13 protein-coding genes are annotated in these 10,586 nt (G+C 64.3%); 2 read left to right on the forward strand and 11 right to left on the reverse strand.

Annotated features, from left to right (window positions below; genetic code table 11):
• Positions 1–273: 273 nt before the first annotated feature.
• The 8 genes from IN820_RS18855 to IN820_RS18890 form a co-directional block, all read right to left on the reverse strand.
• Entirely contained in the window at positions 274–1,005 is a 732-nt protein-coding gene (locus IN820_RS18855; RefSeq protein ID WP_193682421.1) for a 4Fe4S-binding leucine-rich repeat protein, read from the reverse strand.
• Between the two features lie 8 nt (positions 1,006–1,013).
• Positions 1,014–1,283 carry a DUF6129 family protein gene (locus IN820_RS18860; protein ID WP_193682422.1) on the reverse strand — a complete coding sequence of 90 codons (270 nt, stop codon included), beginning with the start codon at positions 1,281–1,283 and terminating at the stop codon, positions 1,014–1,016.
• The gene (locus IN820_RS18865; protein WP_193682423.1) at positions 1,280–2,017 is read right to left on the reverse strand and encodes a dinitrogenase iron-molybdenum cofactor biosynthesis protein; all 738 of its coding nucleotides are present in this window, start codon (positions 2,015–2,017) and stop codon (positions 1,280–1,282) included. The genes IN820_RS18860 and IN820_RS18865 overlap by 4 nt, the downstream gene beginning before the upstream one ends.
• A 3-nt stretch (positions 2,018–2,020) precedes the next feature.
• Positions 2,021–2,242, reverse strand: coding sequence for a putative nitrogen fixation protein NifT (gene nifT, locus IN820_RS18870; RefSeq protein ID WP_193682424.1), 222 nt, complete (start codon positions 2,240–2,242; stop codon positions 2,021–2,023).
• Positions 2,243–2,339: 97 nt separating this feature from the next.
• Positions 2,340–3,911: a nitrogenase molybdenum-iron protein subunit beta gene (gene nifK / locus IN820_RS18875; RefSeq protein ID WP_193682425.1), complete on the reverse strand. Its 1,572-nt coding sequence runs from the start codon at positions 3,909–3,911 to the stop codon at positions 2,340–2,342.
• 102 nt (positions 3,912–4,013) lie between these two features.
• Positions 4,014–5,495, reverse strand: a complete 1,482-nt coding sequence (gene nifD, locus IN820_RS18880) for a nitrogenase molybdenum-iron protein alpha chain (RefSeq protein WP_193682426.1) — start codon at positions 5,493–5,495, stop codon at positions 4,014–4,016.
• A gap of 154 nt (positions 5,496–5,649) precedes the next feature.
• The gene (gene nifH, locus IN820_RS18885; RefSeq protein ID WP_193682427.1) at positions 5,650–6,543 is read right to left on the reverse strand and encodes a nitrogenase iron protein; all 894 of its coding nucleotides are present in this window, start codon (positions 6,541–6,543) and stop codon (positions 5,650–5,652) included.
• A 116-nt stretch (positions 6,544–6,659) separates the two neighbouring features.
• Entirely contained in the window at positions 6,660–6,920 is a 261-nt protein-coding gene (locus IN820_RS18890) for a hypothetical protein (protein WP_193682428.1), read from the reverse strand.
• Positions 6,921–6,960: 40 nt separating this feature from the next.
• Here IN820_RS18890 and IN820_RS18895 point away from each other — a divergent pair, with 40 nt between their 5' ends.
• Complete coding sequence (locus IN820_RS18895; RefSeq protein ID WP_313055672.1) at positions 6,961–7,818, forward strand: SIR2 family protein; 858 nt, start codon at positions 6,961–6,963, stop codon at positions 7,816–7,818.
• 24 nt (positions 7,819–7,842) lie between these two features.
• A complete protein-coding gene (locus IN820_RS18900; protein ID WP_193682429.1) occupies positions 7,843–8,409 on the forward strand; it encodes a hypothetical protein in 567 nt (188 codons plus the stop codon).
• A 718-nt stretch (positions 8,410–9,127) separates the two neighbouring features.
• Here the strand turns inward: IN820_RS18900 and IN820_RS18905 are convergent.
• From IN820_RS18905 to IN820_RS18915, 3 genes are read right to left on the reverse strand one after another with little or no spacing between them, the layout of a single operon-like run.
• A complete protein-coding gene (locus IN820_RS18905; RefSeq protein WP_193682430.1) occupies positions 9,128–9,526 on the reverse strand; it encodes a NifB/NifX family molybdenum-iron cluster-binding protein in 399 nt (132 codons plus the stop codon).
• Positions 9,523–10,254, reverse strand: coding sequence for a dinitrogenase iron-molybdenum cofactor biosynthesis protein (locus IN820_RS18910; RefSeq protein ID WP_193682431.1), 732 nt, complete (start codon positions 10,252–10,254; stop codon positions 9,523–9,525). The genes IN820_RS18905 and IN820_RS18910 overlap by 4 nt, the downstream gene beginning before the upstream one ends.
• Positions 10,255–10,312: 58 nt before the next feature.
• Entirely contained in the window at positions 10,313–10,570 is a 258-nt protein-coding gene (locus IN820_RS18915; RefSeq protein ID WP_193682432.1) for an RnfH family protein, read from the reverse strand.
• Between the last annotated feature and the right edge of the window lie 16 nt (positions 10,571–10,586).

Here is a 10,586-nt window from a genome sequence, read left to right on the forward strand (position 1 = left end):
TGCCGAAGCTCAACGCCGTAACGATTGCGTTGCCCGATGCCTCGCGCGTTGGGCTTCGCTGCGCTCAACCCAACCTACCCAATCGCTCTTCGCGCTCCGGACTTCAGGGTCAAGACTGTAGGTTGGGTTGAGCCGCGAAGCGGCGAAGCCCAACATCGCTCCGGGACCAAGCGAATCTCCGACATGCCGAAGCTCAACGCCGTAACGATTGCGTTGCCCGATGCCTCGCGCGCTCGGCTTCGCGGAGCTCAACCCAACCTACCTCAACCCAACCTACCCCAACCGCTGCTCGATCGCGGCCTGGACTTCAGGGTCGTCTTCGTCCAGTTCGCGCAGGGCGTCGAGGGGGGCGTTTTCCACGGCGGCCAGGCGCACGGTCCAGTCGGGGTCGTGGAGCATTTCCAGCACATCCTCGCCGTGCAGGCGCGCAGCGACGAGGCGGCGGACTTCCGGTTCGGGGTCCATGACCATCAGCCCGAGGCTCTCCTCGGGCAGACGCTGGGCGACGAACTTGCGCACCTGGCGATCCTCGTCGCGGATGAAGCGGAACAGCCGGCCCGGGGCGATGCGCTGGACCACGTAGGCGCGCACCAGGTAGTCCGCGTCGGCGGCCATCTGTTCCAGTTGCTCGGCCGGCAGGCGGTCGGCGACGGTGATGCGCACTTCGCGATCGGGGTCGTGCATGAGTTCGCCCAGGCGCTCGCGCGGCAGGCGGTAGGCGACGGCGCGGCGCACCGCTTCGTCGACGTCACGGATCATCGGCAGCAGCGCATCCACCGGGGCGTAGCGCACGGCGATGGCACGCCGCTCCCAGAACGGGTCGGCCAGGTACTGCCCGGCCAGTTGCGGGTTGTGGCGGAAGAAGCGGTCGATCTGCCGCCCGCTGTGGATCGCCACGCAGATGTCGCCCGGCATGCAGCGGCCGCTCGGCAGCAGGCTGCCGCGAAAGCTGCAATCGCGGCAGTCCGCCAGGGGGGTGATGTCCTCGCTACCGTCGTTGTGCATGGGCACTCTCAGTCGGCGATGACTTCGGCCAGGACGATGCCCGAGGCGGCGTCCAGGTCGTTGCTCAGCACCGAGCAGTGCTGGCTGGAGTTGACCAGGTAGACATTGAATCCCGGCCGTTCGGCGACGGGCTTGGCATTGACCACCACGTCGTCGTCCATGCAACAGGTGAAGTGCACGCCGGGGTGGGCGCTGCGCAGCCTGGCGAGTAGCGCTTCGTCGAGCGGGCCGCTTTCGGCCTGGCGGATAACGGCGTCGAGCTGGGTCTGGCTGATCATGGGGTGTCCTCTCTTTCGACAATCGAAACGCGGCGGGCAGCCGGTTCGCTGCCCATGGCCTTGGCCAGCCAGGGCGGCGGCGCGGTGGCCAGCACCTGCTGCAGTTCCTCGACGATCTCGCGGGCCGGAATCGGCCGCATGACCTTGATCGGATGGGTGCCGACGCGAATCACCTTGGCCGCCGCCGGCCCGCCGATACTCAGGGTATAGAGCAGTTGGCAGTCGTGCAGCAGTTCGGCGCGGCTGGCGTGGCGGTCTTCATGCGGCGTGATCGGCCCCGGTTCGCGCAGAGCGACGAGGCGGCTGGCGCTCGGCGAGATCTGGTAGACGAGAAATCGCACGCAGCTGCTGAAACTGCCGTCCAGGCGCTCGCCGCCGTCGGAGGCGCAGGCGATGCGGACCGAATCCGGCAGCTCGCCTTCGCGGTAGGGCTCGACGGCCGGCAACGGTTCCTCGGGCATCCGCACGCCGCGCCCCTTGAGCAGGCTGACCGCGCGCTGCAGTTGCCGCTCGCCGATCGCCGGCACTGGCCCGTCGGCAGTGCTCTGCAGGCGGTTACGCAGGCGATTGGGACGCACCTTGGCCAGCCGCGCCTCGGTGATCGGCTCACCGGTGACGCTGAGCAGGGCTCGCAGCAGTTGCGCGGTGTCCACACCGTTCAGCTCGCGCGCCGCCAGGGCGATGCGCAGGGCCAGGTGAGCGGACAGCGGGGCGCGCCCGTTGCTGGACGCCATCGATCAGCCCTCGCCGGCCCGCTTGGCACGCAGGGTGATCGGCAGCTTCGGCGGTGCCGGCAGCGGTTCGAGGTAGTAGCTGGAGCCATCGGCCAAGGCCACTTCACCGCCCCAACGCTCGGGGCTGTCGTGTTCCAGGCTGACGATGATTTCCTCCTGGTCCTTCTTGGCGATGTAGAAAGTCAGTTGACCATTCTTGTTGCGGCTGATCATGACGCTGGGCATGGGAATCTCCCTGAATGGGGGCTGGCCGGCCGGCGACCATTGCGGTACGCCGGTCGGTCAGGGGTAGATGCGGGAAGGTCGCCCTCCCCGCTCGCGGTCAACGAACCAGGTCGTAGTTGTAGTCGGTGCTCTGCATGCCGCGGGTCTCGTCGTCCAGCCGTTCGAGCACGGCGTTGACCAGGGTGGTCAGGATCTGCATGGCGCCTTCGTAGCCCAGGGTGGTCTGGCGATGCAGGTGGTGGCGGTCGAAGATCGGGAAGCCGAGACGGATCAGCGGCACCTCGAACTCCTTGCCCTTGTGCAGCGTGTCGCGCTGGATGAACTTGCCGTAGCTGTTGCCGATCATGAAGTCCGGCTTGTCGGTGAACACCAGCGAGCGCATGTGCCAGAGGTCCTTGCCGGTATGCACGGTGCCGCTCTTGCCGTAGGGCGAGCTTTCCAGCAGCGCCTCGACGGCTTTCTTCCAGCGCTTGTTGCCGTTGTTCGCCAGGATGTGCACCGGCTCGGCACCCAGTTCCAGGAGGAACTTGACCATGCCCATGACGAAGTCCGGGTCGCCCCAGAGCGCGAAACGCTTGCCATGCAGCCAGGTGTGCGAGTCGGTCATCATGTCGACCAGGCGACCGCGCTCCTTGGCCAGGCTGTCCGGGATCTCCTGGCCGGTGAGTTCGCTGACCTTCATCAGGAATTCGTCGGTCCAGTCCAGGCCCATGGGGATGCTCAGCTTCGGTACTTCATGCTGCCAGGTGCCTTCGACGAGCTTCTTGGTCTTGTCCAGTTGCCAGGGTTGCAGCAGCAGGGTGTTCAAGGCGTTCGGCGCGTCCTTGATCTCGTCCTGGGTGGTGCCGCCGGCGTACATGCGGAACTGGCCGTCGGCCGGGGTATCGAGCACTTCTTCCGGATCGGAGAGGAAGCTGTAGCCGACGTCCATTTCCTTGAGCATGCGCTTGATCACGCGGAAATTGCCCAGGTAGGTCTCGAAGCCCGGCACGATGTTGAGCTTGTGGTTGCTGCCCACCACCTTGTCGTCCATGGTCTTCAGGGTGAAGTAGCGGGCGATGCCTTCGAACATGTTGTCCCAGCCGGTGACGTGGCTGCCGACGAAGCTCGGGGTATGGGCATAGGGCACCGGGTAATCGTCCGGTACGAAACCGTCCTTCTTGGCGTTGTTGATGAAGGCGTTGAGGTCATCGCCGATGACCTCGGCCATGCAGGTGGTGGACACCGCGATCATCTCGGGCTTGTAGGTCGCCTTGCAGTTCTGCAGGCCGTCCTTCATGTTCTGCTGGCCGCCGAACACCGCCGCATCCTCGGTCATGGAGTCGGACACGCAGGAAATCGGCTCCTTGAAGTGACGGTTGAAGTAGGTGCGGAAGTAGGCCACGCAACCTTGCGAGCCGTGCACGTAGGGCATGGTCTTCTCGAAGCCCAGGGCGCAGAGCACCGCGCCCAGCGGCTGGCAGGCCTTGGCCGGGTTGATGGTCAGCGCCTCGCGCTGGAAGTTCAGTTCCTGGTACTCCAGGGTGGTGCTCCACTGGAAGACTTCGTCGATCTTCTCCTGCGGGTGCTTCTCCTCGAAGTCGTCGCGCTTGCGCGCGAGCATGTCCTTGTATTCGTCGTCGCGGAACAGCGGGTAGCTGGGTTTGATGTTATCGACTTGCTGGCTCATGACTTTCTCCTTCGCCTCACTCATCTGTGAACGGCGATCACGGATATCGGCGGCAACCGGCCTGCGCCGGCCGCCGCGGACGTTGCGTACGACTGCGGGCCATCAGGCGCTGGCGGCGACCTTCTCGACCGATTCCTCGGTTTTCTGCCAGGGCGCCCGCAGCTTCTTCCAGCATGGGTTGTTCAGAGTCATGTCCATGTCGCGGGCGAAGATGGCGAAGCCGTCGAAGCCGTGATATGGACCGGAATAGTCCCAGGAGTGCATCTGCCGGAAGGGCACGCCCATTTTCTGGAAGATGTACTTTTCCTTGATGCCGGAACCGATCAGGTCGGGCTTGACCTTCTTCACGAACTCTTCGAATTCGTAACCGGTGACATCGTCGTAGAGCAGCGTGGCGTTGCCCATTTCCTTGAGGGTGCGGTCGTAATCGTCGTTGTGGCCGAACTCGTAGCCGGTGCCGACCACTTCCATGCCCAGGTCCTCGTAGGAACCGATCACGTGGCGCGGACGCAGGCCGCCGACGTAGAGCATCACTCGCTTGCCTTCCAGGCGCGGACGGAACTTGGCGATCACCGCCTCCCACTGCGGCTGGTACTTGGCGATCACTTCCTCGCATTTCTGCTTGATGTGGTCGTCGAAGTGGGCGGCGATGGCGCGCATCGACTCGGCGGTCTTGGTCGGGCCGAAGAAGTTGTACTCCATCCATGGGATGCCGTACTTCTCTTCCATGTGCCGCGAGATGTAGTTCATCGAGCGGTAGCAGTGGACCAGGTTGAGCTTGACCTTGGGCGTCAGCTCCATCTCGGCGATGGTGCCGTCGCCGGACCACTGGGCGACCACGCGCAGGCCCATTTCCTCCAGCAGGATGCGCGAGGACCAGGCGTCGCCGCCGATGTTGTAGTCGCCGATGATGGAGACGTCGTACGGGGTGGCCTGGAAGCTGGTGTCGTCGTCGCGCTTGTCCAGCACCCAGTCACGGATGGCGTCGTTGGCGATGTGGTGGCCGAGGGACTGCGACACTCCGCGGAACCCTTCGCAGCGCACCGGCACCACGGTGGTGTCGTACTCGGCGGCCTTTTTCTTGGACACCGCCTCGATGTCGTCGCCGATCAGGCCGATCGGGCATTCCGACTGCACCGAGATGCCCTTGTTCAGCGGGAACAGCGTCTCGACTTCGTCGATCAGCTTGGCCAGCTTCTTGTCGCCGCCGAAGACAATGTCCTTCTCCTGGAAATCCGAGGTGAAGTTCATGGTGACGAAGGCGTTCACGCCGGTGGTGCCGATGTAGTAGTTGCGCCGGCCGGCCCGCGAATACTGGCCGCAGCCCACCGGGCCGTGGGAAATGTGGATCATGTCCTTGATCGGCCCCCAGACCACGCCCTTGGAGCCGGCATAGGCGCAGCCACGGATGGTCATCAGCCCCGGCTGGGACTTCTTGTTGGAGGTGATGCACTTCTTCGACTGCTCCAGCGACGGATCGTTGGGCGACAGGTGCTTGGCGCGGTCCTTGCGGGCTTTTTCGGGATAGACTTCCAGGACTTCCTGGATGAGGGACTCGACCTCTTCGCGTGACATACCGGACATGGTATGACCTCCTCTTGCCTTGCGTTCATATGCGGGTAGCGGAGCCGTCGCCCTGGCGGGCGCAGGTCTCCGACAGGGCCAATCCGCCCTGCCCCGTCCTGCGAGCCTGCTCCACGGCCCGGCTGGGCCGTGGAAGGCTCTCTGAAGCGTGCGATCAGACAGCGGCTGCTTCGGCGGCCAATTCGGCGGCGGTCTTGCCGACGATCGACTCGTCCTCCACTTCCATGACGCCGAACTCCATCAACAGGTCTTCGAGTTCGTCCATGGTGATGGGGGTCGGGATGACCAGCTTCTTGTTGTTGACGATCTTGGTCGCCAGTTGCCGGTACTCTTCCGCCTGCTTGGCCGTCGGGTCGTACTCGATGACGGTCATGCGGCGGATCTCGGCGCGCTGGACCACGTTGTCGCGCGGCACGAAATGGATCATCTGGGTGCCCATCTTCTCGGCCAGGGCCATGATCAGTTCGTCTTCGCGGTCGGTGTTGCGGCTGTTGCAGATCAGCCCGGCCAGACGCACGCTGCCGGAATTGGCGTACTTGACGATGCCCTTGGAGATGTTGTTGGCCGCATACATGGCCATCATCTCGCCGGAGCAGACGATGTAGATTTCCTGGGCCTTGTTCTCGCGGATAGGCATGGCGAAACCGCCGCACACCACATCGCCGAGTACGTCGTAGAAGACGAAATCCAGATCGTCCTCATAGGCGCCTTCCTCTTCGAGGAAGTTGATCGCGGTGATCACCCCGCGACCGGCGCAACCGACGCCCGGCTCGGGGCCACCGGACTCGACGCACTTGATGCCACCATAGCCGGCCTTGAGCACGTCCTCCAGCTCCAGGTCTTCCACGGTGCCGGCCTCCGCCGCCATTTCCATGATGGTGTTCTGGGCCTTGGCGTGCAGAATCAGGCGGGTCGAGTCGGCTTTCGGGTCGCACCCGACAATCATCACCTTCTTGCCGAGTTCAGCCAGGGCCGCCACGAGGTTCTGGGTGGTCGTGGACTTGCCGATCCCCCCCTTGCCGTAGATAGCGCATTGACGCATTGCCATAATTAAGTTCCTCAGGTTTCGTTTCCACATGAAATGTACGTGGGCTATAGGCACGAACAAGCCTGCGCAACGAGACAGGTGCAGTCTTTGTGCCAGCGCTTTTATTAGATCCCAAGTTATTGTTTTTTAAATACTTCATAAGAACAAAGAGCATTATTCAGGCAGTGGTATACACAACAAAAACAAGCCTCTGTCAGTGCCAATGGCAACAACCCAACAAAACTTTCCGTGCCGTAACCAGGCAACTTTCCATGGCCTTCCCCGGCCTGTGGCAAATACGACAATTGTCGCGAACGCGCCGCGCCTCGAATCGGGGAAGTTGAAGAAAAAATTAGCAATAACAATGAGTTGCCGAACTTCCGGCGATTGGCTTGCATATTGCGAAGCTCCTCTGCAAACCGACAGCAGGAGAATCCCGTGAACAGCAGTCCGATGCAGGAAATACTGGCCGGCCTGGAGGCCGGCGACAGCATTCCCTATCTGGGGCCCGGCGTACTGCGCGAGGTGGTCGACCGCCACTCCGGCCAGCCGATCCCTGCCGATAGCGACAGCCTGATCCTGGCCATGACCGGCGGCCAGCCGATGGCCGAACGACTGATGTATGAGTTCCCCAGGGCCGCCATGCACCTGGAGAACAAGAAGGGGCGCAGCTTCATCGAGCGCTTCCTGACCCAGACCTACGGTGGCGACAACTGGGCTCCCTCGCCCTTTCACCAGTGGCTGGCCGACCTGCACCTGCCCTACGTGATCGACTGCAACCGCGATACCCAGTTGCAGCGCTGCTACGCCGACCGCGCCCATACCCTGGTGGTCGGCTGCGCCCGCCTCACCGGCAGCCACTACCGTTTCGAGCTGTACCAGTTCGACGCCGGGCAGTACCGGCGCATCGGCCTGGAGCAGGTCGACAGCGACCTGCCGGTGCTGTTCAAGCCGCTCGGCACGCCCCTGCCCAAGCCCAGCTACGTCGCCTCGGACGCCGACTTCGTCGACTACCTCACCGAGCTGATGGGCGGCTTCGCCGTGCCGGCCTGGCTCAAGCTACAGCGCCGCGGCAAGCGCTACCTGTTCCTCGGCATGCGCTTCAACCGCGACACCGAACGCATGCTGATGAGCGACCTGATCCACGACGCCGCGGCCGATGCCGGCTGGGCGCTGATCGACGGGCCGAGCGAGAAGGAACGCAAGGTCTGCCAGCGTAAACACCTGCACCTGATCGAGGACGACTGGAAAACCCTGTTCGCCCTCGCCGCCCCCGATGCCGCCAAAGTGGCCTGACTTCAACGACCGGAGAACCCCGATATGCTGCTGAACACCTACGAAGCCCGCAACCTGCTATGCAACCTCAGCTTCAACGGCGCCACCAGCCAGGCCGACACCTACGCCTTCCGCGGCGACCTGGTGCTGGAGGAAGGCGATATCGCCGATGCGTCCGGGCGGCGCATGCCGCCGAAATCCGTGGTCAAGCAGGCCGTGCTGCTGGCCAGGAACGACAAGCTGGTGATGGCCGCCGGCATCCTCGTCGAACTGACCCTGCTGCCGCTGTTCATCCAGCACTACCGCGGCGACCTGGGCCCGGGCATCCGCGTGCTGTTCTACGTGGAAAACCTCGGCAAGGCACTGCAGGTCGACCTCGATGGGGTGAACGTCATCCTCCTGCCGCACCCCGACGGCGGCGCGGTATGGAACACCCTGATGGACGACCTGCGCCTGGACAAGGACGACTTCAAGGGACAGAGCGCCGAAGACAAGGTCATCACCGTGTACGAGGCCCTGGTCGACTACCAGCCGAAGCTCGACAGCCCCAGCTACGAGGAGGCCCTCGGCTTCACCGTCGCCCCCCGCCGCGCCGCCCGCGGGCCGGTCTGAGTCCACCCTGTAGGCGATGGTATTGGGCTTCGCCGTCATGGGGCTCGATGCCACCGCCCTGTGCTGCCCTGGGCTGGCTTGAGCGATGCGGTTCAGCCAGCCCAGGCGCAGCGCCAGGCGCGTGCAACGGTTTGACATCCCCATATCGGCGATGAGCCACTCCCCTGTGCTCCCAGGGGAGTTTTTTTGTGGCCTGCCATCCCTGGCGGCCACCCTTCGGCCGTCGCAAACGACGTCAAAAATGGCTCCCGGCCATTTTTTCTGAGAAGCCCGGTCTCGGCTTTTCAAGCTCCAGGCTTCAAGCTCCGAGCGTCAGGCCTTGGGCAGTCCTTCGGCCTGCATCGCCGCGAGGGCGCGCCTCCCACAGGGTTCGGCGTGCACCGGCTGCTTTTGTGGGAGGCCCGACCTCGGGGCGATGCTTTTCAAGTCTGTAGGTTGGGTTGACGAAGCGAAGCCCAACATGCCGGCCATCAAGCCACGCACTCGTCACGCTATGGATTTCGGCCCGCAGAAGCCCCGCGTACGGCCTCGAATCCGGTGTGCAATGTTGGGCATCGTCGTAGGTTGGGTTGAGCCTGCGAAGCCCAACGAGCGCGGCATCGGCCAACGCACTCGTCACGCCATGGATTTCGGCCCGCAGCGGTCCCGCATACAGCCTTGAACCCCGTGTGATGTTGGGCTTCGCCGCTGCGCGGCTCAACCCAACCTACGAGAGTGATCACGGATGCCGATGGCCCTCACCACCGCAACCCGGTTCTTCATGTGGCAGCCCCGCTGGCAAGCTGCCGGCGAGCCAGGCCTGCACCGCGCGCGACGGGTCGCTTTCGGCGGTGGTCAGCAGCGTCACGCCGCGTTCGCCCAGGCGACGCACCACGCCGTCGCCGGCGCTGGCGGCGATCGCCACGTCCACCGCATGCAGCGGATGGCGTTCGGGTTGTGCGCTGACATGCCATTCGTGCAGGCAGGCCTGCTCGTCCAGCGCCAGACGATAGATGGACTCCGGCGCCTCGCCGGGCCAGATGTCGTATACCTGCCAGTGGTGTGCCCGGCCGGCATGGCCGGCGACCTTGCCGTGGCGGTCGATGGCCACGGCGACCAGCCTGCGGGAATCGCTCATGCCCAGGCCGCCTCGTCGTCGGAGCGGTCGAAGCGTACCCGTTGCTCGGCGCTCACGCCCAGCAGCTTGGCCAGCCATGGCGGTGGGTTGCCGGCCATGACGGTCTGCAGGTCGGCGAGGATCTCGCGCGCCTCGCCGCCACTCTTCTTGATCGGATACAGGCCGGTCTTGACCACCTTGGCCGCGGCCGGGCCGCCGATGGAGACCACATAGAGCACCTGGCAATCGCCGATCAGCTCGGCACGGGCGCCGTTGCGATCCTCGGCGAACTCGGTCTCCAGCGCCGAGCGCACGTCCACCAGCGCACAGCTGTCGACACCGACCTGGTAGACCAGAAAACGCAGGCAGGAACCGAAATGGCCGTCCAGGCGTTCGCCGTTGTTGGAGGCGATGGCCACCCGGATCGAGCCTTCGGGCACGCGGTCCAGGGTCACCGCCTGCGGCAGGTCGTCGTCGACGCCTTCGCCCCAGAGGATACGCACCGCCTCCTTCAGCGCCGGCAGGCCGATGCCGATGTCCTCGCCGTCCTCCTCACCATCGGCGCTGGCGAAAGCGGTCTTGAGGTCGGTGACGGTCACGCGCTGCAGGCTCTCTTCGTTCAGTTCACCTTCGACCCGCTGATGCAGGATCTCCAGCAATCGGCCGACACCCACCTCGGGCAATGCCCGGGCGGCCAAGGCGATGCGTAATGCGGTTTCACGGTTCATGCTCGGGGGCTGGCTGTCCATCGGTCGCTCCTCTCTCGGGTAATCTCATCCGCGCTGGCTGGCTGGCTGCGGCGGCCGGTCAGTCGTCGTCATCGTCGTCGTCCAGCACGCGCGTGATGCGTTGGTAGATCTCCACCCGATCGCCCTCCTTCAGCGGGCTGTCGAGCTTGACGAACTTGCCGTAGACCCCGACCTTCTGTTTGCTCAGGTCGATATCCGGGCAGTAGCGCAGCAGGCCGGACTGCTCGATGGCCTGGCCCACACTGCAGCCCTCCTCCACGCGGCAATCGAGCAGCAACGGTTGCCGCGGCACGGCATATACAACGGAAATCTTCATCGTCTGCTTCGCTCCT

It is taken from the genome of Pseudomonas lopnurensis (assembly GCF_015070855.1).
In the GTDB taxonomy this organism is placed as follows: Bacteria; Pseudomonadota; Gammaproteobacteria; order Pseudomonadales; family Pseudomonadaceae; genus Stutzerimonas; species Stutzerimonas lopnurensis.